The following is a 24,049-nucleotide window of genomic DNA, read 5'->3' as shown; positions in this document are numbered from 1 at the left end:
CTCCTTTACGCGTACGGCAGCATGTTCTTCACCAGGGCCTTGTCGGCCGGGTGAATCATGGTCGTCCCGCGCAGGTTGCGTTTGCGCTTGCGCGACTTCTTGGTGAGGATGTGGCGCAGGTGGGATTTGGTGCGCTTGATCCCGCCGCCGCCCAGCACTTTGAAGCGCTTGGCGGCGCCGCGCTTGGTCTTGAGTTTGGGCACTTTCACTCTCCTTTCTTCGCTCGCCGGGCGGCCCGCATGGGCGGACGCTTCATGACCCGGCGCCGCTTGTATAGCGATCCTTACCTTGGGCCGCTCACTTCTTCTTGGGCGACAGCACCATCACCATCTGCCGCCCTTCCATCTTGGGAAACTGTTCTACCATGCCGTAGGGTTCCAGGTCCGCCTTCACCCGCTCGAGCAGCCGCACGCCGATCTCCTGGTGGGCCATCTCGCGCCCGCGGAAACGCAGCGTCACCTTCGCTTTATCCCCTTCCTGGAGGAAACGAACCAGGTTGCGCAGCTTGATCTGGTAGTCCCCTTCGTCGGTTCCCGGCCGGAACTTGATCTCCTTGACTTGGATCTGCTTCTGCTTGAGCCTGGCTTCGTGTCGCTTCTTGCTCTCCCGGTACTTGAACTTCCCGTAGTCCATGATGCGACAAACCGGGGGCTTCGCCTGCGGCGCGATTTCCACCAGGTCCAGCTCAGCTTCCTCCGCCATTTGCTGGGCGGTGGCCAGGCTCACGATGCCGATCTGCTCGCCGTTTACGCCGATCAGTCGGACCTCGGGCGCGGTGATCTCGCCGTTGATCCGGTGCTGTTTCTCTTGAACGATAGCGTCAGCCCTCCAAGTCAAAAAAAGCTGCGGCCCGCCGCGCTCCGCTCGTCGATACGCGCGGCGGCCACAGCCCTCATCCAGTGCGCCCCTTCTTGGCCAGTTCCCGCTCGACCAGGTTCCAGAATCCTTCTAGGGTCATCGCCCCCAGGTCCTGGTTGCCTCGCGCGCGCACCGCCACTTTCCGCGCCGCCACCTCCTTGTCCCCGACAACGAGCTGGAACGGCACTTTCTGCAAACTATGTTCGCGAATTTTATAGGTTATTTTTTCGTTCCTCAAGTCGCATTCCACCCGCAGCCCCCGGCGCCGCAGCACCTCGCCCACCTCCCGGGCGTAAGCCGCCTGGCCTTCGGAGATGTTCATCACCACCGCCTGGACGGGGGCGAGCCATAGGGGAAACGCCCCGGCGTAGTGCTCGATCAGGATGCCGATGAACCGCTCCATGGAGCCCAGGATGGCCCGGTGGAGCATGACCGGCGTCTTGCGGGTGTTGTCCTCCGCCACGTACTCCGCCCCCAGGCGCTGGGGCATTGCGAAGTCCACCTGGATGGTTCCGCACTGCCACGAGCGGCCGATGGAGTCCTGGAGATGGTATTCGATCTTGGGGCCGTAAAAGGCTCCTTCGCCGGGAAGCTCCTCCCATTGCACGCCGCAGGCGGCGAGCGCCGCCCGCAACGCCCCTTCCGCCTGGTCCCAGATCGCGTCGGAGCCGATCCGCTTCTCGGGCCGCAGGGCCAGCTTGATGGTGACCTCGTCGAAGCCGAAATCGGCGTAGACGCTCAGGGCCAGGCGGTGGAACGCCACCACCTCGGGCTCGATCTGCTCCGAGGTGCAGAAGATGTGGCCATCGTCCTGGGTGAAGGCCCGCACCCGCATGAGCCCGTGCAGCGCCCCGGAAGGCTCGTTGCGGTGACAGGAGCCGAACTCTCCGTAGCGCAGCGGCAGGTCCCGATAGCTGCGTAGCGCACTGTTGAAGATCTGGATATGACCCGGGCAGTTCATCGGCTTCACCGCGTATTGCCGGTTTTCGGACGCGGTGAAGAACATGTTCTCGTGGAAATTGTCCCAGTGGCCCGAACGCTGCCACAGGCTGACGTCCAGGATCTGGGGGCAGCGCACTTCCTGATAGCCGTTTTCCACGTACACCCGGCGCATGTACTGTTCCACCTGCTGCCACACGGCCCATCCCTTAGGATGCCAGAACACCATTCCTGGCGCCTCGTCCTGGGTGTGAAACAGATCCAGCTGGCGCCCGAGCCGACGGTGGTCGCGCTTCTCCGCCTCTTCCAGGGCCTTGAGATAGCGCTCCTGGTCTTCCTTTTTTCCCCAGGCGGTGCCGTAGATCCGCTGCAGCATCTCGTTGCGCGCGTCGCCCCGCCAGTAAGCCCCCGCCACCTTGAGCAGCTTGAAGACCTTGAGCCGGCCGGTGGAGGGCACGTGGGGCCCCCGGCATAGATCCGTGAATCCATCCTGGCGGTACAGAGAGATTTCCTCCCCCTCGGGGATCGCCTCGATGATCCGGGCCTTGTACTCTTCGCCCTGTTCGCGGAAGAACCTGATCGCCGCGTCCCGGGGGAGCACCTGGCGTTCCACTGGGTAGTCCCTTTGGGCGATCTCCGCCATGCGCTTTTCGATCGCCTCCAGGTCCTCAGGGGTGAAGGGACGCTTGTAGGCGAAGTCGTAGTAGAAGCCGTTTTGGATCACCGGGCCGATAGTCACCTGGGCGTCGGGAAAGAGCTCCTTCACCGCGTGGGCCAGGAGATGGGCCGTGGAGTGGCGTAGGATCTCCAGCCCCTCGGGGTCCTTGTCCGTGACGATGGCCACCTCAGCGTCGGACTCGATACGGTAGGAAGTGTCCACCAGCCGCCCGTTGACCCGGCCGGCGAGGGCGGCGCGCGCAAGACCCGGGCCAATGGCCGCGGCGACTTCCGCCACGGTCACCGGCTGGTCGAACGTCTTTTGCGACTTGTCGGGCAGCGTGATGACGACCGACATGGAAATCCTCTCCCGGGGCGCAAAAAAAGTGCGGCCGAGCCGCACCCTTCTTTGAGCGGGGCTCGACCCCTTTTCTCAAGCGTCGGTCGTCATGCGAGTTCGGAACGACATGGGCAACCTGCAAGAGGCTGGTAGGCGCGAGTGGACTCGAACCACCGACCCCCACCATGTCAAGGTGATGCTCTAACCAGCTGAGCTACGCGCCTGAAACGCCCTGAATTCTACCGGAAACCGGGTGTGCCATCAAACCGGAAGCGCACGCGATGGCCTCACCCCAGGCCCGAAGCCCCACCCCGCCCCAAACCAGTGCACGCTCGCCGCGGGCGCACCAAAGACGGGCGCGCCGCCCCGTCGCCCGGCACGGCCAAGGGCATCGGCGGCTCGCCGCAATCAGCTGAAACACAACGTCTTTGACGCCAGTCCTCCGACTGGCATGGTTGTTGCGGACAGGGGCGTCGAACCGCCGCCCTGCAAAGGGCAGAGGTTCACTCACGCGGAGATTGAGCACCCACATCACTCGTCCTCACAAGGGGAGCACGATGAACCGGAAGCAATTCTTGAAAACGGCGCTCGGCCTGGCGGCTGCCCTCTGGTGGGCTGCGCCCCTGCAGGCTGCCGAGACCATCAAGGTAGGAATCCTGCACTCGCTCTCGGGCACCATGGCCATCAGCGAGACGGTGCTGAAGGACGTCGCCCTGATGACCATCGAGGAAATCAACGCCAAGGGCGGGGTCTTGGGCAAAAAACTGGAGCCCGTGGTGGTGGACCCGGCCTCCAACTGGCCCCTGTTCGCCGAGAAAGCGCGCCAGCTCCTTACCCAGGACAAGGTGGCCGTCGTCTTCGGCTGCTGGACCTCGGTATCACGCAAATCCGTGCTGCCCGTGTTCGAAGAGCTCAACGGGCTGCTTTTCTATCCCGTCCAGTACGAGGGCGAGGAGCTGTCCTACAACGTCTTCTACACCGGGGCCGCTCCTAACCAGCAGGCGATTCCCGCGGTCGAATACCTGATGAGCAAGGAAGGCGGCGGTGCCAAACGCTTCTTCCTCCTTGGCACGGATTACGTGTATCCCCGCACCACCAACAAGATCCTGCGCGCCTTCCTCAAGTCGAAAGGGGTCAAGGAGTCGGACATCGAGGAAGTCTACACGCCGTTCGGGCACACCGACTACCAGACCATCGTCGGCAACATCAAGAAGTTCGCCCAGGGCGGAAAGACGGCGGTGATCTCCACGATCAATGGCGACTCCAACGTGCCGTTTTACAAGGAACTCGGCAACCAGGGCTTGAAGGCCACCGACGTGCCGGTGGTGGCGTTCTCGGTCGGGGAGGAAGAGCTGCGGGGCGTCGACACCAAGCCGCTGGTGGGTCACCTGGCGGCGTGGAACTACTTCATGTCGCTCAAGAATCCGACCAACGAAGAATTCATCAAGAAATGGGCGGCGTACGCCAAGGCGAAAAACCTGCCCGGCCACCGGGACAAACCCATCACCAACGATCCGATGGAGGCCACCTACATCGGCATCCACATGTGGAAGCAGGCGGTGGAAAAGGCCAGGACGACCGATGTCGATAAAGTCATCGCCGCCATGGCGGGCCAGACCTTCAAGGCCCCTTCCGGCTTCACCGTGAAAATGGACGAAAAAAACCACCACCTCCATAAGCCGGTGTTCATCGGCGAAGTGCGGGCGGACGGCCAATTCAACGTGGTGTGGAAAAGCAAGGGCCTCGTCAAGGCCCAGCCGTGGAGCCCCTACATCCCCGGCAACGATAAGAAGAAAGACGAACCGGAGAAGAAGTAAGTTGTGCCCGCCCGCGGCCGGGACGCTTCCGGGCCGCGGCGTTTCCCCTTTTGCCTGAACCTGCTTCCTGGGCCTCATAGCGTCGTGAAACGACTGCTGCATCTCATCGCCCCCATCCTGTCGCTACTGCCGCTCTGCGCGCTGGCGATGGCGCCGCAACGGCTCCAGGCCCTGGCCTTCGGCGACAGTGACGAGAAGATCGCCGCGATTCGCGAAATCGCGGCAGGAGGCGACCACTCGGCGCTGCCGGTGCTCCAGGCCCTGGAAAACGCCGAGCTCCACACGACCCCCGATGGCCGGGTGCTCATCGTCAAAGACGGTGCGGTCATCGACGCGGCCACAGGCGGGAAAGTGGAGCCGACGCCGGAACAGCTCGACGAGGTGGTCGTCAACAACCGGATTCGCAGCGAACTGGCGACCGCCATCGCCAGCCTTAAGCTGTTTTCCAAAAACCGCGCCGAGCGCCTGGCGGCGGCACAGGCGCTGCAAGCCGGCGCGGACGAATCGCTGCTGCCGGCGATCTCCCGGGCCCTCGCCCAGGAGACCGACCCCCGGATCAAAGAAAAGCTGCAACTGGCCCAGGCCGGACTGCAGCTGGCCAGCCCCGATCCGGCCACCCGCCTCTCCGCCGTCAGGACGCTTGCCGCCAGCAGCGATCCCAACACCCGGACGCTGCTGCTCGCTTTGCTGGCGAAAAAAGCCGATGGCTACGCCGAGCCCGATCCCACCGTGCGCGCCGAGGCCGAAAAATCCTTGCGGGCGGTGGAGAGCCGGCTGGCGATGGGCGAGCGGGCGGCCCAGGTCTTCAGCGGTGTGAGCCTGGGCAGCATCCTGCTGCTCGCCGCCTTGGGACTTGCCATCACCTACGGCCTCATGGGCGTCATCAACCTGGCCCATGGCGAGCTCATCATGGTGGGCGCCTACGCCACCTACGTGGTGCAGAACCTGTTCCGCAGCCATCTGCCCCATGCGTTCGACTTCTACCTGCTGTGCGCCGCCCCGGCGGCGTTCGTCACTTCGGCCCTCGTCGGCATCGCATTGGAACGCAGCGTGATCCGCCACCTGTACGGGCGGCCCCTGGAGACGCTGCTCGCCACCTGGGGCATCAGCCTGATCCTGATCCAAGGAGTCCGCACGCTCTTCGGCGCCCAGAACGTCCAGGTCGAGAACCCGTCCTGGATGTCGGGCGGTGTAGAACTGATGAGCAACGTGGTGTTGCCCTACAACCGGATCGTCATCATCCTGTTCGCCGGCATGGTCGTCCTGCTGGTGGCCGTGCTGCTCGCCCGAACCCGCCTCGGTCTGTTCATCCGCGCCGTCACGCAGAATCGGTCCATGGCGGGCTGCTGCGGCGTCCCCACCGCGCGGGTGGACACCTACGCTTTCGGCTTGGGCGCCGGCATCGCCGGGCTCGCGGGGTGCGCCCTTTCCCAGATCGGCAACGTCGGACCCGACCTCGGCCAAGCCTACATTGTGGACTCCTTCATGGTCGTGGTGTTGGGCGGCGTCGGGCAGCTCGCCGGCACGGTCTACGCAGCGCTCGGCCTTGGCGTCGTGAACAAGTTCCTCGAAGCATGGCAAGGCGCCGTGCTGGCCAAGATCGCCGTGCTGGTCTTCATCATCCTGTTCATCCAGAAACGACCCCAGGGCCTGTTTGCCCTGAAAGGGCGGACCGCGGAGAGCTGACCGATGCGCACGCCCTTCTGCGTCCGCCTGGGACGTCTCTACGGTCCGGCCGGCTGGACCTCGGTAGCGCTCGCCGCCGCCATCTTGCTGGTCCTGTTCCCGATCCTCAACCTGGCAGTGCCCGCCGGAAGTCCGCTGCACATCCCAGACTACCTCGTGACGCTTATCGGCAAAATCATGTGCTACGCCATGGTCGCACTCGCCCTGGACCTCATCTGGGGCTACGCCGGCATCCTGAGTCTGGGCCACGGCCTGTTTTTCGCCCTCGGCGGCTACGCCATGGGCATGTATCTCATGCGTCAGATCGGCCGCGACGGCCATTACCAAAGCGATCTTCCAGACTTCATGGTCTTTCTGGACTGGAAAGAGCTCCCCTGGCACTGGTGGAACACTGACCAGTTCTGGTACGCGGCGCTGCTCGTGGTGCTGGTGCCAGGACTGCTCGCCTTTGTATTCGGCTATTTCGCGTTTCGCTCCCGCATCAAGGGCGTGTACTTTTCCATCATCACCCAGGCCCTCACCTTCGCCGCCATGCTGCTGTTCTTCCGCAACGAGACCGGCTTCGGGGGCAATAACGGATTCACCGATTTCAAGCGCATCCTCGGCTTTCCCATCGCGACCCCCGAAACCCGTATGGCGCTGTTCATGGTCACCGGAGCCGCGCTCCTCTTGACGCTGATCGCCGCGCGCTTCATCGTCACTTCCAAGCTGGGCCGGGTGCTGACCGCCATCCGCGACGCCGAGAGCCGGATCATGTTCTCCGGCTACAACCCTTTGCACTACAAGCTGTTCATCTGGACGCTCTCCGCCGTCATCTGCGGCATCGCCGGGGCCCTGTACGTGCCGCAGGTGGGCATCATCAACCCCAGCGAGATGTCGCCCGCCAACTCGATCGAGATCGCCATCTGGGTTGCCGTCGGCGGCCGCGGAACGCTCATCGGCGCGCTCGTGGGCGCCGGCATCGTCAACGGGGCGAAGAGTTGGTTCACGGTGACGTTCCCCGAGTTCTGGCTCTATTTCCTAGGGCTTCTGTTCATCGCGGTGACGCTCTTCATGCCGCGCGGAATCGTCGGGCTCGTGCAGCAACTCGCGGCACGCAAACCATGAAAGCCGGAAGCATGGCCGTTGACCACAGCGCCGCCAGCGGCTCGACCGCCTTCGGTCACGTCCTGCAGCCGGGCGAGCTGGATATCTCCCACGGCACCATCCTCTACCTGGAAAACATCAGCGTCAGCTTCGATGGGTTCAAAGCCCTCAACGACCTCAACCTGGTCATCGACGCGGGGGAGCTGCGATGCGTCATCGGCCCCAACGGCGCCGGCAAGACTACCATGATGGACGTGATCAGCGGCAAGACGCGCCCGGACAAGGGAAAAGCGTTCTTCGGCCAGACCATCGACCTGACGCGCCTCACCGAGCCGGAAATCGCCCAAGTCGGCATCGGACGCAAGTTCCAAAAGCCCACCGTGTTCGAGCAACATACGGTGTTCGAAAACCTGGAGCTGGCGATGAAAACCGACAAGGGCGTGTTTGCCAGCCTATTCGCCGAGCTGGACGACGTCCAGCGCGACCGCATTGCGGAAACGCTGCGCCTGGTGCAACTGGCCGATCAGGCGGACCGCCCGGCCGGGCTCTTGTCCCACGGCCAGAAGCAGTGGTTGGAAATCGGCATGCTCCTGATGCAAGAGCCCAAGCTGTTGCTGCTGGACGAGCCGGTGGCGGGAATGACGGACGAGGAAACGGAGCGCACCGCAGAGCTGTTCATTTCCCTCGCTGGCCGCCACTCCCTGATCGTGGTGGAGCACGACATGAAGTTCGTCAGCCACATCGCACGCAAGGTCACCGTCCTGCATGAAGGCAGCGTGCTGACCGAAGGTTCCATGGAGACAGTGCAGAACGACCCGCGGGTGGTCGAGGTGTATCTTGGACGCTGAATCCTTGACCGCCGAGGTATGGAGCTTCCATTCGAAAAACGCGAGAAAGTTGTTTTCTCCGCCTCTGCCCGCGGTTAAACGCCCATATGCTGAGCGTTGAAAATCTCAACCAGTTCTACGGCGGAAGCCACATCCTGCGCGACGTGAGCTTCGAGGTGCCGCCAGGGAAGGTGACGGCGCTGCTGGGCCGCAACGGCGTGGGCAAAACCACTCTGCTCAAGTGCCTGATGGGCGTCATCCCGGCAGCTTCGGGTACCATCCGCTTCGCCGGGCAGGATATCACCCGCTGCCCTTCGCACCGGCGCGCGCGGACCGGCATCGGATACGTGCCTCAGGGGCGGGAGATTTTTCCCCGACTCACGGTGGAGGAGAACTTGCGCATGGGGCTTGCTTCGCGCCATCCGGCAACGCCGCTTCCGGCGCGCATTTTCGAGCTGTTTCCCGCGCTCAAGACCATGCTCAGGCGCCGCGGGGGCGACCTCTCCGGCGGCCAACAGCAGCAGCTTGCCATCGGCCGAGCGCTCGCCATGACGCCGAAGATGCTCATCCTGGACGAGCCGACCGAGGGGATCCAACCCTCCCTGATCAAGGACATCGAGCGCGCGATCCGCACGCTCGCCGAAGGCGGTGAAATGGCCATCCTGTTGGTGGAGCAGTACTACGATTTCGCCCGCTCGCTGGCCGACCAGTACCTGGTCATGGAACGCGGCGAAATCGTCAAGCGCGGCGCGGGAGCCGACATGGACCGCGACAACGTGCGAGGCTACCTCGCCGTATAATTCGGGGATGATTCCCCGCGAGCAGGTTGCCGCCACGGGATGGCATGGAGCGCTCACGTTGCGCTACGACAGGGATGGCCCGCGCACGCGGCTGGTGGAGCGCGCCCACTCGGGTCCCTTGGCGGTCCAGAAGCCGTTCTACCCGGAAGGAGAAGCCGTCTGCCACACAGTGCCACTGCACCCGCCCGCAGGACTGGCTGGAGGCGACCGGCTGGATCTCTGCGTACAGTTGATGTCGGGCGCCCATGCGCTCCTCACCACCCCCGGAGCCAACAAGTGGTACCGTTCCGCGGGTCCAGAAGCGGCTCAGCGGCTGCGCTTCGACGTGGAAGATGATGCAACGCTGGAATGGCTGCCCCAAGAGACCATTGTGTTCGATCAAGCGCGTGCTGTCATGCATTGCGACGTGCATCTAAAGGAGCGCAGCCGCTACATCGGCTGGGAGATCCTGTGCCTGGGACGCACGGCGCGAGGCGAGCGTTTCTCCCGCGGCACCGTGAAGCTCAGCACCCGGCTGTGGCGCAACGGGCGACCCTTGTGGCTGGAACAAGGAATTCTGGCGGGTGGCGGACCGGTACTGACATCGCCGGCGGGCCTCGCCGGCCAGCCGGTCTGCGGCACGCTGCTCGCGGTCGCCGATCACATCCCGCCGGAGCTGCTGGAGCGCTGCCGAGACGTGGCGCCGGCGCAAGGCTGCGCGGGCGGCATCACTGCGCTCCCGGGGCTGCTGGTGGCGCGCTTTCTCGGTCCGAGCGGGCAGGCTGCGCGCCGGTATTTCGGCCAGTTGTGGGCATTGATCCGCCCGGCTCTGTGCGGGCGGGCGGCGTGTCCGCCGCGGATCTGGAACACTTGATCATCCAGGGACCGCACGGCAGGACTTAATGCGGGAGGAAATCGCATGGAGCTGACACCGAGAGAGAAAGACAAACTGTTGGTCTTCACGGCAGCGCTTCTGGCCGAGCGGCGCAAGGCCCGGGGACTGAAGCTCAATTACCCGGAAGCGGTCGCTTACCTCAGCGCTGCCATCATGGAAGGCGCTCGCGACGGCCGGAGCGTGGCCGAGCTCATGCGCTGGGGCGCCACCCTGCTCAAGCGCGAGGACGTGATGGAAGGCGTGGCCGAGATGATCCCCGAGATCCAGGTAGAAGCCACTTTCCCCGACGGCACCAAGCTGGTCACCGTCCACAATCCGATCGTTTGAAAACGGAGCGTCCGATGATTCCCGGCGAAATCCACGTGCAGCCCGGCGAAATCGAGTTGAACGCGGGCCGCGCCACGGTCACCCTGGAGGTGGCGAATACCGGCGACCGGCCCATCCAGGTCGGGTCCCATTATCACTTCTTCGAGACCAACGAGGCGCTGAGGTTCGATCGCCAAGCGGCGTACGGCTTCCGGCTCAACATCCCCGCCGGCACCGCAGTACGGTTCGAGCCTGGTCAGAGCCGTACCGTGGAGCTGGTGGCCCTGGGCGGTGAGCGGAAAGTGTACGGGTTCGCCGGCAAAGTGATGGGGAGACTGAGATGAGCGCCCAGATCTCCCGTCAAGCGTATGCCGAGATGTTCGGACCCACCGTGGGCGACCGTGTCCGCCTGGCGGACACGGAGCTCTGGATCGAAGTGGAAAGGGACTTCACCGTATACGGCGAAGAGGTCAAATTCGGCGGCGGCAAGGTCATCCGCGACGGCATGGGCCAGAGCCCGCGCACCGCTGGCGAGGTCGCCGACACGGTGATCACCAACGCCCTGATCGTGGACCACTGGGGCATCGTCAAGGCGGACATCGGCATCAAGGGCGGACGCATCGCTGGCATCGGCAAGGCGGGCAATCCCGACATCCAGCCCGGCGTGGACATCGTCATCGGGCCGGCGACCGAGATCATCGCCGGCGAAGGCATGATCGTAACAGCAGGCGGCGTCGACGCCCACATTCACTTCATCTGCCCCCAGCAGATCGAAGAGGCATTGATGTCCGGCATCACCACCATGATCGGCGGCGGCACGGGGCCCGCGACCGGCACCAAGGCCACCACCTGCACCCCTGGCCCCTGGCATATCCGATCGATGTTGGCCGCGGCGGAAGCCTTTCCCGTGAACCTGGGCTTTCTCGGCAAGGGCAACGCCAGCCTGCCGGAGCCGCTCAAGGAACAGGTGCGGGCCGGCGCCATGGGGCTGAAGCTCCACGAGGATTGGGGGACCACGCCGGCGGCCATCGACAACTGCCTGAACGTCGCCGACGAAATGGACATTCAGGTGGCGATCCACACCGATACGCTCAATGAATCCGGCTTTGTCGAGACCACCCTGCGCGCGTTCAAGGGGCGTACTATCCATACCTACCACACCGAGGGGGCCGGGGGCGGCCACGCGCCGGATATCATTCGCGCCTGCGGCGAGCCCAACGTGCTGCCCTCCTCCACCAACCCAACGCGGCCGTACACGGTCAACACCGTCGACGAGCATCTGGACATGCTCATGGTGTGCCACCACCTGGATCCCAGCATCGCCGAAGACGTGGCGTTCGCCGAATCCCGCATTCGCCGCGAGACCATCGCGGCAGAGGACATTCTCCACGATCTCGGGGCCTTCAGCATGATCTCGTCCGACTCCCAGGCCATGGGCCGGGTGGGCGAGGTGATTCAGCGCACCTGGCAGACGGCCCACAAGATGAAGGTGCAGCGCGGCTGGCTTGCGCCCCCTGGCCCTCGCCTCCACCCCCTTTCCCAGGAAGCGATGAAAACGTCTGACCCTGCGGTGCAGGAAAATCCCAGGAATGACAACTTTCGCGTCAAGCGATACGTGGCCAAGTACACCATCAATCCGGCCATCACCCATGGCATCGCCCACTTGGTGGGCTCCGTGGAAAAAGGCAAGCTCGCCGACCTGGTGCTGTGGCGGCCAGCCTTCTTCGGCGTCAAGCCGGCATTGGTGCTCAAAGGCGGCATGATCGCGGCGGCCGCCATGGGAGATCCCAATGCGTCCATTCCCACCCCGCAACCGGTGCACTACCGGCCCATGTTCGCCGCCTTCGGTGCCGCGCTGCGCACCTCGGTCACCTTCGTGTCACAAGCGGCGCTGGACGACCCACAACTGCGTGCGCTCGGGTTAAGGAAGCCTCTGGAGCCCGTGCGCGGCACCCGCACCCTCAGCAAACGGGACATGATCCACAATGATTACGCGCCCAGGGTCGAAGTGGATCCGGAAACCTATGAGGTACGCGCAGACGGGGAGCTCCTCGTCTGCGAGCCGGCGCACGTGCTGCCCATGGCGCAGCGATACTTTTTATTCTGAAAGCATGCTCGTGATCGAACGGCGCTACGAGGGTCCCGAGCCTCCCACCGAGCGGCTGGTGCTGCCGTTCGAACTGCGCTGCAGAAGCCGCTTGCGCACGCGCCTGGAAACCGGCGAAGAAGCGGGCCTGTTCCTTGAGCCCGGCACGGTGCTGCGCGGTGGTGACCGGCTGCTCGGGAATGACGGGCGCGTGGTGGAAGTGGTGGCGGCCCCCGAGCGGCTCATGGAAGCCCGCAGTGAGGATCCGGCGCAATTGGCCCGCCTGGCCTATCACCTCGGCAATCGCCATGTGGCTGTAGAAGTGGGGCCGCAATGGCTACGCTTTGCGGCCGACGCGGTGCTCGAACAAATGCTCGTGGGTCTCGGCGCCCGGGTGACGGAAGTGGTGGCGCCGTTTGAGCCCGAGGGTGGCGCCTACCGCCACGGACACGGCCACGGAAAGGGCCGGCCCGCGATTCATCATTTCGAATGACGATGACCGCGAGATATGGTGCCTCTCTATCCAGGTTATTGCAGCTGGCGAGCCCCGCGTTGCCAGTGGGCGGGTACACCTACTCCCAGGGGCTGGAATGGGCCGTGGCCGAGGGAACGGTGCACGACGAGCAAAGCGCCGGCCGTTGGGTTGCGGACCTGCTGGAATTTGTCGTGGGCTCTTTCGAAGCGCCCCTGCTGGCGCGACTCATGACCGCCTGGAGAGCCCGCGACGATCGAGCCGCAGCCGAGCTGAATGCCTGGTTCGTGGCGAGCCGCGAAACGGCGGAGTTGCGGGCGGAGACGCTGCAGATGGGCTATTCCCTGGTGCGCCTCGTCCGAGAGCTCGACGCCTTCGACGAGGCCGAGCTGGCGAGGCTCGAGTCCATCCCCGAGCCGGCGTACCCGACGGCCTGGGGATGGGTGGCGGCCGCGTGGGGATTGCCCACCTTTGAAGCCGTGGCTGCCTACCTTTGGGCGTGGGCTGAAAACCAAGTCATGGTGGCGATCAAGACGGTGCCGCTGGGGCAGAGCGCCGGCCAGCGGCTGCTGCTCGCGTTGGGCACGCGCATCGAAGAAGTCGCGCGCCGATCGATCCGGCTGGACGACCACGCTTTCAGCAACTTCGCCCCGGCCTTCGCCCTCGCCAGCTGCCGCCACGAGACCCAATACAGCCGGTTGTTCAGATCTTGAGGAGGTCACCCCATGAGCCGCAATCAGCCTCTGCGCGTCGGCATCGGCGGCCCGGTAGGCTCCGGCAAGACCGCGCTCACCCTCGCCCTGTGCCGCGCCCTTCGGGACCGCTACGAGATCGCGGTCGTGACCAACGACATCTACACGAAGGAGGACGCCCAGTTCCTGGTGCGCCACGAGGCGCTTGCCCCCGAGCGGATCATCGGCGTGGAGACGGGCGGCTGCCCTCATACCGCGATCCGCGAGGACGCCTCCATCAACCTGGAGGCGGTGGCCCGACTCAGTCACGCTTTCCCGGCGCTGGACATCGTGTTCGTGGAAAGCGGCGGCGACAACCTGGCGGCCACCTTCAGCCCGGAACTCTCCGACCTGACCCTGTACGTGATCGACGTGGCCGCAGGCGACAAGATCCCACGCAAGGGCGGGCCTGGAATCACCAGGTCGGATCTGCTGATCATCAACAAGATCGACCTCGCGCCGCTCGTGGGGGCGTCGCTGGAAGTGATGGCGCAGGATGCGCGCCGCATGCGCGGTCCGAGGCCCTTCGTCTTCAGCAACTTGAAGACCGGTCAGGGCCTTGAGGCCATCATTGCGTTTATCGAGACCCACGGCATGCTGACGCCCCGTTCTGCCCCGACTCAACCGACACCTTGATTTTTCTTTTCTTCTTGGAGGCCAGCGAATGACGTCCAAAAACTTTCTGACACTCATCGTCCTGTTCACGATCAGCGGCCTTGGCGGAATCGCCATCGCCCACACGGGCCATGACGAGCTCGCGTCTTTCAGCGTCGGCTTCCTGCACCCGGTCCTCGGCCTGGACCATATGGTAGCCATGGTGGCCGTGGGGGTTTGGGCCGCCCAGCTCGGTTCTCGGGGAAGGCCGCGGCTTCTGGCTTGGTTTCTTGCGGCGACGCTCGGTGGCTGGCTCATCGGAGCGTGGGGAATCCCGCTGCCGGGCACAGAGGCCGGCGTTGCGCTCTCCAGCGTAGTGCTCGGCCTATTGATTCTGCACGCGGTCCAGCCACCTACTGCCTTCGCCAGCGCTATCGCCGCGACGTTCGCCATCATTCATGGCTATGCCCATGGGGTGAAAATGCCGGTGGCTGGGGATGCTCTAGCGTACGTCGCCGGCTTTATGCTGGCGAGCGTCCTATTGATTGGCATGGGTATTGGCATGGCCTGGGTAGGAAGCGCTCAAGCAGGACGGCTGCGGATGCTGCTGCCGTTGGCGGGAGCCTCTGCCACCACTGCAGGCTTGGTGTTTCTGCTCGCCGTCTTCTAGACCGCCGAACCGGCAAGGTCAGAGCCATCCCTGAGATAGGCTGGCCACCCCTAGGAAGGACAGAAACCCCACCACGTCAGTCACGGCGGTGAGGAAGATGGTGGAGGATTGGGCCGGATCCTGTCCCAGGCGAGTGAGCAGGATAGGGATCGACGCCCCTGCGAGTCCGGCAGCCACCATGGACACCACCATGGCCGCGGCGATGACCGCCACCAGCCCGGGGGAACCGCTCCACAGGTACACCCCCAAGGCGCAGGTGGCCGCCACCGCCAGGCCGTTCAGGAGCCCCACCCGGATCTCCTTGAACACCACCCACGAAAGATGCCGCGGGCTGATCTCCCGCAGGGCCAGCCCGCGCATGGTGACCGCCAGGGCCTGGCCGCCTGCGTTGCCCGACTGACCCGCCACCACGGGCATCAACACCGCCAGGGCAGTGACCTTGGCGATGGTGTCCTCGAACAGCCCCACCACCGAGGCGGCCAGGAAGGCGGTGGCCAGGTTGACGTGCAACCAGGGCAGGCGCTTCACCACGGCGAAGGACACCTTCGACAGGGCCCGCTCGTCCTTGCTCGCCCCCACCATGGTCTGGATGTCCACGCTCACCTCCTCCTGGAGCGCCGTGACCAGGGCGCCCTGGTGGATCACACCGATCAGGCGCCCGGCCACGTTCACCACCGGCAGGGCCGGGACCCGGTGTTGCTCGATCCGCTCCACCACCTCCTCCCTGGGCGCCAGATCCAGCACCGCCGCCGTCACCGGGCGGGAGAGCTGGGCCAAGCTCTCCTCCGGCGGCGCCACCGCCAGGTCCTGCAGCTCCACCCGGCCGGCCAGATGCCCTTCCTCGTTCACGAGGAACAGCTCCCGCAGGGCCCGGGTTCGGCGGAATCCCCTCATCCGGGCAAGCGCTTCCGCCACAGTCATGTCAGCTCGGAAGCCCAACACCCGGGGATCCATGAGCCTGCCCGCCGAGTCGGGGGGATAAGCCATCAGCCGCTCCGCCAGCCGAGCCGCCGCCGGATCCATGTGGGCGAGCCAGTGGGTCCGGGCTTCCGCTTCCAGGTCCAATAGCAGCTCGGCGGCGAGCGGCGGGTCCATCTCCGAGAGAAGCCGCGCCACCGTGGCCTCGGGCAGCCGCTCCAGCAGCCGCTCCTGCACGTCCGCTGCCAACAGTTCCCACACCGGCACCACCAGGGCGGGGGGCTGGGCGGCGATCACCTCCGCCGCCTCCGCGGCGGGCATGGCCTCCAGGCGGCGAGCAGCCTCCCGGGGATAGTCCTTGAGATAGCGGCTCTCCAGAGCCGCTTCCGCTGGGAGTCGGGCGTCAGCGCTCATCGGATTTCCTCGTTCCGTCGATAGGTTGTATGGCGGGTAGGACTCCCACCACCATTTGGGCCAGGGCGGCCAGCACCTGCCAGTAGGCAGCGGCAAGCCCGGCGCCTAGGTGGCCTTCGGCGGCCTCCAAGGGCGGCTGCCGCGCCGGGTTGACCGCGCTCCGGTGCAATCGGCCCACGAGCCGATTGTCCCGCTCCACCACCGGCAGCGCGTGGAACTCGGCCCACCCGGAATGCTGCGCCACCGAGGCCAGAGTGGCGAGCGCCGACACCGCATGGACAGGGGGCCGCATCAGTTTCATCAAGGTGTCCCTCGGCGTCGCCTTGACCAGTACCGCCAGGGGCACGACCCCCAGTAAGCGCCGCTGTCCGTTAACCACGAGCAGGGCATCGCCCGGGTCCCCGTCGAAGGCGCGCACCTGCGCAAGCGCCTCCTCCGCCAGGGTACCGGGAGATGCCGTCGGGGGCCAGGGATCCATCGCCGCGCCACAGGTGCCGCGGGGATAGCCGATCAGCAGGCGCAGGGCCACCGCCGTGGCGACCGGCAGCGCCTGGAGCAGCCGGGCCTGGCGTTCACTCGAGAGCTGCTGGAGCAACCCGGCCGCTTCGTGGGGGCTGAGGCGCTCCACCAGGGCAACGGCGGTTTTGTCGTCCAGCAGCGCGAGCAGCCTCCCGCCGTAAAGGGGCGCCATATACCGAAGAAGCAGTGCGCCGAGCCGCGCCGGCAGCCGCGCCACAAAAGCAGCGCTTTCGGGCGCGGGCAGACCCTCTAGCACCCGGGCCGCATCCGCCGGATGCCCTTCCACAAAGGTTAGTGTGAGCCCGTTCACCTCAGGCTTCCCCACCCCGGTCGGTGAGCAGCACGATGGGCTCCTCGTTAAACACCTTGGCCGGAACGGTAATCCGGCCTTCCTCAGCATCGAGCACGATAGACACGGGGGTAAGATCCAGGATCGTCCCTTCCAGTCCGGCCACCCGGATGCGCTGCCCCACGCCGAAGGCCTGGCGCAGGTAGTGGGCGCCGATCAGGTTGGCCACGTAGGCCCGCGCCCCTAGGCTCACCGCGAGGGCCACGCCGCCGATCATGGCGGCCATCACCACGGCGGCCAGGATCACTAAGAAGGTAATCTTGACCCCGATCTGGTCGGCGCCGATCACCACGGCGGTCGTGAGAATGGTGATCTGGACGATGCGGGCGAGCAGCGCCCGCTGGGCTTCCGATAGGGTGGACAAAGTCGCCGCGGTCAGGTCCCGGGCGAGGCCCGACAGGAGCACGCCGGCCAGGATGATCAGGACCCCCGCTGCCAGGGTCGGCACGTAGGCCACCAGCCCCGCGAGCCAGGAGGAAAAAACGTCCAAGCCCAGCACGTGGGTGGCCGCGGCGGCGAAGAAGAGGATCACCACCCAGAACAGGACGCTGCCCACCCCTTCCGCCGTGGCGGAGGGGATGCGGGGCGGCTCGACTCCGCGGGTCCGGGACAGCCGGTAAAGCAACAGCTCCAGCACGCCGATCAGCCGCACCGCCCCTCCCCGCAGGAGGCGGGCCGCGAGCCAGCCCGCCAACAGGAGCGCTACCGCGCCGAGAAGGTTAGGCGCGGTACTGGCGAGACGCTCCCCCACCTGCAGGAAGGCGTTCTCCAGGGACGCGCCGAGTCTCTCCCACGCCGTCATGGGTTTTCCCTCCCTCTTAAGCAACCCGGAGGTTCCCGGTTCTAGTGCCGGACCGCATGCACCACGCCAGGCACCTCCCTCACCAGGGCGAGCAGGCGCTTCAGCTGTTCCAGGTTGGCAACGCGCAGGGTGAAGAACATGTGCGCCACGGAGCCCCGGGTGTGGGTGTTGGCCGCGGTGATGTTGATCCGCTCCCGGGCCACCACCTCGTAGATGTCCCGCAGCAGGCCCGGCCGGTCGTTCGCTTCCACCACCACGTCGGTCTCGAAGGTCATGCCCTCGCGCACCCGCCAGGCGGCGTCCATCACCCGGTCGGGATGGCGCTCGATCAGCTTGGCGAGGGTGGCGCAGCCCCGCCGGTGGACCGACACCCCGCGGCCGCGGGTCACGTAACCGAGGATCGGGTCGGGGGGCGCCGGCCGGCAGCAGCGGGCGAAAACGGTGAGCAGATCCCCCACCCCGCCCACCAGGATGCCCGTGGCGGAAGGGGCGGCCTGGGGCCGCGGCCCCAGCGCTTCTTCCGGCGCCGCCGGGGCGGTTTTTTCCCCCAGGGCCTGGGCCAGGGCCCGGTGGTTCACGTCCCCCCGGGCCACCGCCGCGAAGAGGTCCTCCACCTTGGAGAAATGGAGCCGCTGGGCCACCTGCTCCAGGCCCATGGCCGCCAGGCCCCGGCGGGAGAGCTCCCGCTCCACGATCGCCCGGCCCTCGGCCAGGGTCTGGGCCAGCTCCTGGCTCTTGAAATACTGGCGCACCTTGGCCCGGGCGCGGGGGCTGCGGAGGTAGCCCAGCTCGGGATTCAGCCAGTCCCGGGACGGCCCGCCCTGCTTGGCGGCGATGATCTCCACCCGCTGGCCGTTCTCCAGGCGATAGGTGAGGGGCACGATGGCCCCATTCACCCGGGCGCCGCGGCAGCGGTGCCCCAGGTCGGTGTGCACGGCGTAGGCGAAATCCACCGGAGTCGAGCCCCGGGGCAAGTCGATTACCCGCCCCTGGGGGGTGAGCACGTAGACCGTGTCCTGGAAGAGGGCGGTCTTGAACTGCTCGGCCAGCTCCGCGCTGTCGGCGAGCTCCTCCTTCCACTCCAGGAGTTGCCGCACCCAGGCGATCTTGTCGTCGTAGCGGGGATCCTCCCGCCCGCCTTCCTTGTAGCGCCAGTGGGCGGCCACCCCGAGCTCCGAGTGCTGGTGCATCTCGAAGGTGCGGATCTGCACTTCCAACGCCTTGCCCTCCGGGCCGATGACGGCGGTATGGAGCGAGCGGTAGTGGTTGCCCTTGGGCTTGGCGATGTAGTCGTCGAACTCCTTGGGGATCGGCGTCCACAGGTTGTGCACTACCCCCAGCGCCGTGTAGCAGTCCTTCACCTCCTTCACCAGGATGCGCACCGCCCGGGCGTCGTAGATCTCCTCGAAAGGCACCCGCTTGCGGCGCATTTTTTTGACGATGCTGTAAATGTGCTTGGGCCGCCCGGTGATCTCGGCCTGGACCCCGGCGCGGGCCAGCTCCTCCTTGAGGGCCGCGACCACGCGCCCGATGTAGCGTTCCCGATCCACCCGCCGCTCGTCGAGCTGGGCGGCGATTTTCCTGTAGAGAGCGGGCTCCAGGAGGGAGAAGGCCCGGTCCTCCAGCTCCCACTTGAGCTGCCACACCCCGAGCCGGTTGGCCAGCGGGGCGAAGATATCCAGCGTCTCCCGGGCGATCGCCCGGGCAGCTTCGTCGGGGGTCTCCGACATCGCCAGGGCCCGCAGGGTCTGGAGCTGGTCAGCCAGCTTGATCAGCACCACCCGCAGGTCCTCCACCATGGCGAGCAGCATCTTGCGCAGGGCTTCTGCCTGCCCCTGCTGGGCGGCGGTGCCGGAAAGGGCGTGGATCTGGCCCATGCGGGCGACCCCTTCCGTGAGCCGGGCGATGGCGGGGGAGAACTCCGCCGCGAGCCTTTCCGCGGCGTTTTCCAGCCGGCCGTGGGCGTCCATGAGGAGCGCCGCCGCCAGGGCGTCCGAGTCGAGCCGCAACAGGTTGAGGATCTCCATGACCCCCAGCGCGTGCTCCAGCAGCCCTTCCCCGGTCGGCCGTCGGGCGTCGCCGTAGAGGGCTCGCGCCTTCTCCAGCGCCCGGCCGAGCAGCGCTGCCTCGGAAGCGCCGAGCCGAGGAAGCACCGCGGTCATCGCGGCGGGAAGCCGCGCCTCGAGCGCGGCGGAGTTCGGTGCGCTGGTCAAAATCACGGAATTCATTATGACACGAAGGCTTTGCCCGGGCGGGCCGGGCACGGTCGCGAGCTAGATCCCTCAGCGCTCGGCAGCGTGCCAGTAGCGCCGCGACACCTGGCGATGGGCGACGATCTCCATGCCGGGCTGCGGCCCGAAGTGCGCCCGCACCGCCCCGTCCCGGTCGCTGCGGAAAGCCGCCGCACCGAGCGCCCGGTAACGCTCCACCACGTCGGGGCGGGGATGGCGGAAAGGATTGCGATAGCCTGCCGTGAACACCACCGTCTCGGGTCGGGTAGCGGCCACGAACGCAGGCGACGAGGAGCCGCCGCTGCCGTGGTGGGGCGCGATGAGCAGGGTGACGTCGAGCCCCGGGCCATAGGCTTGCACTAGGCGCCGTTCGACGGCCCGCCCGATGTCCCCCGGCAGCAGCACACTGCCGCCAGCGGCGGCGATGCGGAGCACGCAGCTCAGGGCGTTGTCGTCTCGGCGCGGATCGGCGTAGTCCGAGGTCTCAGGGCTCAAGAACTCGAAGCGCACCCCGTCCCAGTCCCAGCCTTCCCCCGCCCGGCAGACGCGATGCTCGGAGGCGGCGCCCCGGAGGGGATGGCCCTCGGGCAGGGACGACCACATCCGGGCGACGGGCAGCGCCGCCAGCACCGAACGAGTTCCCCCCGCGTGGTCCGCGTCGTCGTGGCTTACGACCAGGGCGTCCAGGCGCCGGATCCCCTCCCCCCGCAGGAAAGGCACCACCACTCGCTCGCCGCTGTCCGCGTCCGGTCCGAAGGCGGGTCCAGTGTCGTACACCAGGGCGTGGTTCTCCGTGCGCGCCACCACCGCCAGCCCCTGGCCCACGTCCAGCACGTCCACCCACAGCTCCCCGGGACCGGGCCGCGGCGCGGCCGTAAGCCCCAGGGGCAGGAGCAGCACCACCCCCACCCAGCGGGCGGGAAAACCCTTGGGGAGCAGGAGCCACAACAGCCCGGCGACGGCCAGGGGTACGCTCCACCCGGGCGGTGCGTGCTGCTGCCACACCGCGGCCGGCAACGCGGCGAACCAGGCCAGCGCCGCGCCGCCGGCCGCCATGGCCTCATGGGCGGCGATGAGCAAGAAGTCCAGGGGAAGGAGCGCCCCCGCCAAGGTGAGGGGCACCACCCCCAGGCTCACCAGGGGAATCGCCAGGGCGTTGGCGATGGGGGAGATCACCGAGAACTGCTGGAAAAGGGCGAGGAGCAGGGGCAGGAGCGCCAGGGTCACCGCGCCCTGAATGCGCGCCCATTGGACGAGGCGCGGCGGCGTCCCGATGCGGCCCGAAGCCACGTAGAAGATGGCGGCCACGGCGCCGAAGGAAAGCCAGAACCCGGGGGACAGGACGGCCCAGGGGTCCAGGGCCATGACCACGAACAGGGCGGCCGCCAGGACCCGGGAAGGGGACTCGACCCGCCCGGTCCAGAGGGCCAGGGCCACCACCGCCAGCATGTAGAAGGTCCTCTGGGTGGGCACCGCGAAGCCGGCCAGCAAGGCGTAGGCGAGGGCCGCGGCGGCGCCCGCCGCGATCCCCGCCTTCGCCGCCGGCAGCCGCAGAGCGAGCCCGGGTACGCGCCGCCACAGGGCCCGGACCAGGCCAAACACCAGGCCCGAGACCAGGGTGACGTGCAATCCGGAAATGCTCATGAGATGGTTCACCCCGGTGCGGGTGAAGACCTCCCACTGGCTGCGGGGGATCGCGTCCTGGTCGCCGATGGCAAGGGCGACGATCACGCCGGCGTAGGGGCGAACCCCGAGTACCCCGTACAGGCGCTCCCGTACCGCTTCCCGGGCCCGCAGCACCCGGGACGAGGGCCCGCCGTCCACGCCGAGCCGGGCGCTCGGCAAGCGTTCCCGCACGGTGCCGGTGGCGCGGACCCCCCGCTCCAGGAGCCAGGCCTCGTAGTCGAACCCGTGGGGGTTGGCCGTGCCGTGGGGACGACGCAGCCGGACGGTGAAACGCCAGCGCTCCCCGCCCCTGACGGGCGGGACCCAGGCCCCGTCCTCGTTCTCCCGCCGGGGCCAGGTGAGGAGGAGCCGCGCCGGTACCTCGGCCTCCGCCGGGAACCGGTCTCGCACCTGGAACTCGAACCGGGTGCCGTACTCCAGTCGCCGCGGCAAGCTCGCCACCACGCCTTCCACTTCCACGTCCCGGCCTTCCCACTCGGGAGCGAGGGCGTCCGCGAGCCGCAGGTCGGCGCGAAGCTGACCCCACAGAAAGCCGAGGACGAGGCCCGCCGCCGCGAGCCCCACGCTCCGCCGCCAGGGACACCGGCTCCCAGCGGCAGCCCAGCCCAAAGCGAAGGCCACGGGCGCGAGCCAAAGCCAGCGCCGGTCGGGAAGGGACGCCTGCTGCTGGAGCAGGAAAGTTCCCAAAAGAAAGGCGAGCACCGCGACGCGCACGGGCCGTCAATTTACCCGAAGTTGCGCCGCGCGGGACTTGTTCAGAGGTCCCTTAGTGTAAGATTGATCTTCGCCTCGCGCCCAGGGCCACGCTCCTTGTCCCGTCCGGCGCCGGCCTGCGGGTTCACGTGCATGCCCAGGAAATACTTTAGGAAATACCTACCGACGCTGGAAAGCGTCAAAGGCAACCGCTTCCTTTCGGTCTTCGGCAAGACCCTGCACCACCACAACCTGTGGCATCTCCACCGGCGCTCGGTGGCGGGCGGTGTCGCCGTAGGCCTCTTCTCGGGGCTCATTCCGGGTCCATTCCAGATGTTGGTCGCGGCGATCCTGGCGGCGATCCTGCGGGTGAATCTCCCAGTCGCCCTGCTGGCGACCCTCTACACCAATCCCTTCACCATCGTCCCCTTGTACTTGGCAGCCTACAAGCTGGGCACCCTGGTCACGGGCGGCGGCAACCGGGCGCTCCCCCTGGAGCCCCTAGAGTTTGGCCACGTGCCTTTCAAGGAATGGATCCCCGCCCTCGTCGACTGGACCGCCTCCCTGGGCAAGCCCCTGCTGATCGGCCTGCCGATGCTGGCGGTCCTGCTCGCTGGCCTGGGCTATTTCGCGGTCCTCGGGTCCTGGCGCCTTTACTACTCGATCCAGTGGCGCCGCCGCCGGGCCCGCTTCGCTCGCTCCGTCCCCCGCCACCCCTCCTGATCCCCATGACGCCCCTCTACTGGGAACAGGCCAAGCGGGAGCTGGCCGGCTCGGACCCGGTGATCCGCCGGCTCATCCGGCGCCACGACGGGCTGGCGCTGCGCCGGCGCAGCGACGCCTTCACCGCCCTCGCCCGCTCCATCGTCGGCCAGCAGATCTCGGTCAAGGCCGCGGAATCGGTGTGGCAGCGGCTCGCCGCCGCCTGCGGCGCCGTAAGCCCCCAGGCCCTGCTCCGGCTGGACGAGGAGGCGCTGCGCGCCTGCGGGCTATCCGCGCGCAAGGCGGACTATCTGCGGGACCTGGCGCGCCGCTTCAGCGACGGCTCCATTTCCCTGGAGGCATGGGAGCAACTGGAGGATGAGGCGCTCATCGGGGAACTTACCCAGCTGCGGGGAATCGGCCGCTGGACAGCGGAGATGTTCCTGATCTTCTACATGCTGCGCCCGGACGTGCTGCCCTTGGACGACATCGGGCTGCAGCGGGCCATGAGCCGGCACTACAACGACGAGCGACCCCTGTCCAAGCTCAAGATGCGCTCCATCGCCAGGCGCTGGATCCCGTGGCGCTCGGTGGCCACCTGGTACCTGTGGCGCAGCCTGGATCCGATTCCGGTGGAATACTAGAGCCCCATGACCCACGAAGAATTCGTCTCCGGCTACCGCAGCGGCGCGCTGCGAGTGAAAATCGATCGGGCCCTGGCGGAAAAGCTCCTGTCCCGCCGGCTGCTATTGCCCCTGGTGGCGCTGCCGGTCCTGGGAGCCGGGGTGGCCTTGGCGCTGATCGGCCAGCTGTGGCTCGGGATCCTGGTCTTCCTGGCGGGCTTCGTCGGACCGCGCCTCATCAAGCGCTCGGCACCCAATTTCGTGGTCACCCAGGCCCTCCAGGATGAAGCCTGGTACACCGAGGCGGTGCAGGCCGGCGTGCTGAAGATCGAGGACCCGGCCGAGGAGAAGGCAACAGAACAGCGGTAA

General features: G+C 66.8%; 24 protein-coding genes and 1 tRNA gene. 16 read left to right on the top strand and 9 right to left on the bottom strand.

Going from position 1 to position 24,049, the window contains the following annotated elements; all coding sequences use genetic code 11:
* Positions 1–5: 5 nt before the first annotated feature.
* The 4 genes from rpmI to ACTFO6_RS10555 all read right to left on the bottom strand — a co-directional run bounded on the left by rpmI (position 6) and on the right by ACTFO6_RS10555 (position 3,018).
* Positions 6–203: a 50S ribosomal protein L35 gene (gene rpmI, locus ACTFO6_RS10570; RefSeq protein WP_439934450.1), complete on the bottom strand. Its 198-nt coding sequence runs from the start codon at positions 201–203 to the stop codon at positions 6–8.
* Positions 204–297: 94 nt separating this feature from the next.
* Positions 298–837: a translation initiation factor IF-3 gene (infC, locus tag ACTFO6_RS10565; protein ID WP_439934423.1), complete on the bottom strand. Its 540-nt coding sequence runs from the start codon at positions 835–837 to the stop codon at positions 298–300.
* Between the two features lie 55 nt (positions 838–892).
* Positions 893–2,812 carry a threonine--tRNA ligase gene (gene thrS / locus ACTFO6_RS10560; RefSeq protein ID WP_439934422.1) on the bottom strand — a complete coding sequence of 640 codons (1,920 nt, stop codon included), beginning with the start codon at positions 2,810–2,812 and terminating at the stop codon, positions 893–895.
* 129 nt (positions 2,813–2,941) lie between these two features.
* A tRNA-Val gene (locus tag ACTFO6_RS10555) sits at positions 2,942–3,018 on the bottom strand.
* A gap of 333 nt (positions 3,019–3,351) precedes the next feature.
* On the opposite strand from ACTFO6_RS10555, the gene urtA reads away from it, so the two are divergent.
* The 13 genes from urtA to ACTFO6_RS10490 all read left to right on the top strand — a co-directional run bounded on the left by urtA (position 3,352) and on the right by ACTFO6_RS10490 (position 14,743).
* Complete coding sequence (gene urtA, locus ACTFO6_RS10550; RefSeq protein ID WP_147799861.1) at positions 3,352–4,611, top strand: urea ABC transporter substrate-binding protein; 1,260 nt, start codon at positions 3,352–3,354, stop codon at positions 4,609–4,611.
* 147 nt (positions 4,612–4,758) lie between these two features.
* Positions 4,759–6,297, top strand: coding sequence for an urea ABC transporter permease subunit UrtB (urtB, locus tag ACTFO6_RS10545; RefSeq protein WP_439934449.1), 1,539 nt, complete (start codon positions 4,759–4,761; stop codon positions 6,295–6,297).
* A 3-nt stretch (positions 6,298–6,300) separates the two neighbouring features.
* Positions 6,301–7,404 (top strand): urea ABC transporter permease subunit UrtC, encoded by a 1,104-nt coding sequence (urtC, locus tag ACTFO6_RS10540; protein WP_439934421.1) that lies wholly within the window; start codon positions 6,301–6,303, stop codon positions 7,402–7,404.
* An 11-nt stretch (positions 7,405–7,415) separates the two neighbouring features.
* Positions 7,416–8,231, top strand: coding sequence for an urea ABC transporter ATP-binding protein UrtD (gene urtD / locus ACTFO6_RS10535; RefSeq protein ID WP_439934420.1), 816 nt, complete (start codon positions 7,416–7,418; stop codon positions 8,229–8,231).
* An 86-nt stretch (positions 8,232–8,317) separates the two neighbouring features.
* The gene (gene urtE, locus ACTFO6_RS10530; RefSeq protein ID WP_439934419.1) at positions 8,318–9,010 is read left to right on the top strand and encodes an urea ABC transporter ATP-binding subunit UrtE; all 693 of its coding nucleotides are present in this window, start codon (positions 8,318–8,320) and stop codon (positions 9,008–9,010) included.
* 7 nt (positions 9,011–9,017) lie between these two features.
* The gene (locus ACTFO6_RS10525) at positions 9,018–9,863 is read left to right on the top strand and encodes an urease accessory protein UreD (protein ID WP_439934418.1); all 846 of its coding nucleotides are present in this window, start codon (positions 9,018–9,020) and stop codon (positions 9,861–9,863) included.
* Between the two features lie 45 nt (positions 9,864–9,908).
* On the top strand, positions 9,909–10,211 hold the full coding sequence (gene ureA / locus ACTFO6_RS10520; protein WP_147799866.1) for an urease subunit gamma: 303 nt from the start codon (positions 9,909–9,911) through the stop codon (positions 10,209–10,211).
* Between the two features lie 14 nt (positions 10,212–10,225).
* Positions 10,226–10,534: an urease subunit beta gene (locus ACTFO6_RS10515; RefSeq protein WP_439934417.1), complete on the top strand. Its 309-nt coding sequence runs from the start codon at positions 10,226–10,228 to the stop codon at positions 10,532–10,534.
* A complete protein-coding gene (gene ureC, locus ACTFO6_RS10510) occupies positions 10,531–12,297 on the top strand; it encodes an urease subunit alpha (protein ID WP_439934416.1) in 1,767 nt (588 codons plus the stop codon). Before ACTFO6_RS10515 ends, ureC begins: the two co-directional genes overlap by 4 nt.
* A 4-nt stretch (positions 12,298–12,301) precedes the next feature.
* Positions 12,302–12,769: an urease accessory protein UreE gene (gene ureE, locus ACTFO6_RS10505; RefSeq protein ID WP_439934415.1), complete on the top strand. Its 468-nt coding sequence runs from the start codon at positions 12,302–12,304 to the stop codon at positions 12,767–12,769.
* A gap of 2 nt (positions 12,770–12,771) precedes the next feature.
* Complete coding sequence (locus tag ACTFO6_RS10500; RefSeq protein ID WP_439934414.1) at positions 12,772–13,461, top strand: urease accessory protein UreF; 690 nt, start codon at positions 12,772–12,774, stop codon at positions 13,459–13,461.
* Positions 13,462–13,473: 12 nt separating this feature from the next.
* A complete protein-coding gene (gene ureG / locus ACTFO6_RS10495; RefSeq protein ID WP_439934413.1) occupies positions 13,474–14,115 on the top strand; it encodes an urease accessory protein UreG in 642 nt (213 codons plus the stop codon).
* 28 nt (positions 14,116–14,143) lie between these two features.
* Positions 14,144–14,743 (top strand): HupE/UreJ family protein, encoded by a 600-nt coding sequence (locus tag ACTFO6_RS10490; protein ID WP_439934412.1) that lies wholly within the window; start codon positions 14,144–14,146, stop codon positions 14,741–14,743.
* A gap of 18 nt (positions 14,744–14,761) precedes the next feature.
* On the opposite strand, the gene mgtE is transcribed toward ACTFO6_RS10490, so the two are convergent.
* The 5 genes from mgtE to ACTFO6_RS10465 are packed head-to-tail and all read right to left on the bottom strand — an operon-like array spanning position 14,762 to position 22,376.
* Entirely contained in the window at positions 14,762–16,075 is a 1,314-nt protein-coding gene (gene mgtE / locus ACTFO6_RS10485) for a magnesium transporter (RefSeq protein ID WP_439934411.1), read from the bottom strand.
* Positions 16,065–16,904 (bottom strand): magnesium transporter MgtE N-terminal domain-containing protein, encoded by an 840-nt coding sequence (locus ACTFO6_RS10480; RefSeq protein WP_439934410.1) that lies wholly within the window; start codon positions 16,902–16,904, stop codon positions 16,065–16,067. Before ACTFO6_RS10480 ends, mgtE begins: the two co-directional genes overlap by 11 nt.
* Before the next feature lies 1 nt (position 16,905).
* Positions 16,906–17,745 (bottom strand): mechanosensitive ion channel family protein, encoded by an 840-nt coding sequence (locus tag ACTFO6_RS10475; protein WP_439934409.1) that lies wholly within the window; start codon positions 17,743–17,745, stop codon positions 16,906–16,908.
* Positions 17,746–17,786: 41 nt separating this feature from the next.
* On the bottom strand, positions 17,787–19,973 hold the full coding sequence (locus ACTFO6_RS10470) for a RelA/SpoT family protein (RefSeq protein WP_439934408.1): 2,187 nt from the start codon (positions 19,971–19,973) through the stop codon (positions 17,787–17,789).
* A 54-nt stretch (positions 19,974–20,027) separates the two neighbouring features.
* Positions 20,028–22,376 (bottom strand): DNA internalization-related competence protein ComEC/Rec2, encoded by a 2,349-nt coding sequence (locus ACTFO6_RS10465; RefSeq protein ID WP_439934407.1) that lies wholly within the window; start codon positions 22,374–22,376, stop codon positions 20,028–20,030.
* Positions 22,377–22,508: 132 nt separating this feature from the next.
* On the opposite strand from ACTFO6_RS10465, the gene ACTFO6_RS10460 reads away from it, so the two are divergent.
* The 3 genes from ACTFO6_RS10460 to ACTFO6_RS10450 are packed head-to-tail and all read left to right on the top strand — an operon-like array spanning position 22,509 to position 24,049.
* Positions 22,509–23,078: a DUF2062 domain-containing protein gene (locus ACTFO6_RS10460; RefSeq protein ID WP_439934406.1), complete on the top strand. Its 570-nt coding sequence runs from the start codon at positions 22,509–22,511 to the stop codon at positions 23,076–23,078.
* A gap of 5 nt (positions 23,079–23,083) precedes the next feature.
* Positions 23,084–23,701 carry a DNA-3-methyladenine glycosylase family protein gene (locus ACTFO6_RS10455; protein WP_439934405.1) on the top strand — a complete coding sequence of 206 codons (618 nt, stop codon included), beginning with the start codon at positions 23,084–23,086 and terminating at the stop codon, positions 23,699–23,701.
* A gap of 6 nt (positions 23,702–23,707) precedes the next feature.
* Entirely contained in the window at positions 23,708–24,049 is a 342-nt protein-coding gene (locus ACTFO6_RS10450; RefSeq protein ID WP_439934404.1) for a hypothetical protein, read from the top strand.

It is taken from the genome of Pelomicrobium sp. G1, assembly GCF_051905455.1.
Lineage (GTDB): Bacteria > Pseudomonadota > Gammaproteobacteria > Burkholderiales > UBA6910 > Pelomicrobium.
The sequence above is the reverse complement of the archived record's forward strand: the minus strand, read 5'-3'. Positions and strand labels throughout refer to the sequence as shown.

Excerpts from the sequence above, each read along its gene's own strand:
- thrS (WP_439934422.1), bottom strand. The coding sequence starts at position 2,812 with ATGTCGGTCGTCATCACGCTGCCCGACAAGTCGCAAAAGACGTTCGAC.
- urtA (WP_147799861.1), top strand. The coding sequence starts at position 3,352 with ATGAACCGGAAGCAATTCTTGAAAACGGCGCTCGGCCTGGCGGCTGCC.
- urtB (WP_439934449.1), top strand. The coding sequence starts at position 4,759 with ATGGCGCCGCAACGGCTCCAGGCCCTGGCCTTCGGCGACAGTGACGAG.
- urtC (WP_439934421.1), top strand. The coding sequence starts at position 6,301 with ATGCGCACGCCCTTCTGCGTCCGCCTGGGACGTCTCTACGGTCCGGCC.
- urtD (WP_439934420.1), top strand. The coding sequence starts at position 7,416 with ATGGCCGTTGACCACAGCGCCGCCAGCGGCTCGACCGCCTTCGGTCAC.
- urtE (WP_439934419.1), top strand. The coding sequence starts at position 8,318 with ATGCTGAGCGTTGAAAATCTCAACCAGTTCTACGGCGGAAGCCACATC.
- ACTFO6_RS10525 (WP_439934418.1), top strand. The coding sequence starts at position 9,018 with ATGATTCCCCGCGAGCAGGTTGCCGCCACGGGATGGCATGGAGCGCTC.
- ureA (WP_147799866.1), top strand. The coding sequence starts at position 9,909 with ATGGAGCTGACACCGAGAGAGAAAGACAAACTGTTGGTCTTCACGGCA.
- ACTFO6_RS10515 (WP_439934417.1), top strand. The coding sequence starts at position 10,226 with ATGATTCCCGGCGAAATCCACGTGCAGCCCGGCGAAATCGAGTTGAAC.
- ureC (WP_439934416.1), top strand. The coding sequence starts at position 10,531 with ATGAGCGCCCAGATCTCCCGTCAAGCGTATGCCGAGATGTTCGGACCC.
- ureE (WP_439934415.1), top strand. The coding sequence starts at position 12,302 with ATGCTCGTGATCGAACGGCGCTACGAGGGTCCCGAGCCTCCCACCGAG.
- ACTFO6_RS10500 (WP_439934414.1), top strand. The coding sequence starts at position 12,772 with ATGACCGCGAGATATGGTGCCTCTCTATCCAGGTTATTGCAGCTGGCG.
- ureG (WP_439934413.1), top strand. The coding sequence starts at position 13,474 with ATGAGCCGCAATCAGCCTCTGCGCGTCGGCATCGGCGGCCCGGTAGGC.
- ACTFO6_RS10490 (WP_439934412.1), top strand. The coding sequence starts at position 14,144 with ATGACGTCCAAAAACTTTCTGACACTCATCGTCCTGTTCACGATCAGC.
- mgtE (WP_439934411.1), bottom strand. The coding sequence starts at position 16,075 with ATGAGCGCTGACGCCCGACTCCCAGCGGAAGCGGCTCTGGAGAGCCGC.
- ACTFO6_RS10475 (WP_439934409.1), bottom strand. The coding sequence starts at position 17,745 with ATGACGGCGTGGGAGAGACTCGGCGCGTCCCTGGAGAACGCCTTCCTG.
- ACTFO6_RS10470 (WP_439934408.1), bottom strand. The coding sequence starts at position 19,973 with ATGAATTCCGTGATTTTGACCAGCGCACCGAACTCCGCCGCGCTCGAG.
- ACTFO6_RS10460 (WP_439934406.1), top strand. The coding sequence starts at position 22,509 with ATGCCCAGGAAATACTTTAGGAAATACCTACCGACGCTGGAAAGCGTC.
- ACTFO6_RS10455 (WP_439934405.1), top strand. The coding sequence starts at position 23,084 with ATGACGCCCCTCTACTGGGAACAGGCCAAGCGGGAGCTGGCCGGCTCG.
- ACTFO6_RS10450 (WP_439934404.1), top strand. The coding sequence starts at position 23,708 with ATGACCCACGAAGAATTCGTCTCCGGCTACCGCAGCGGCGCGCTGCGA.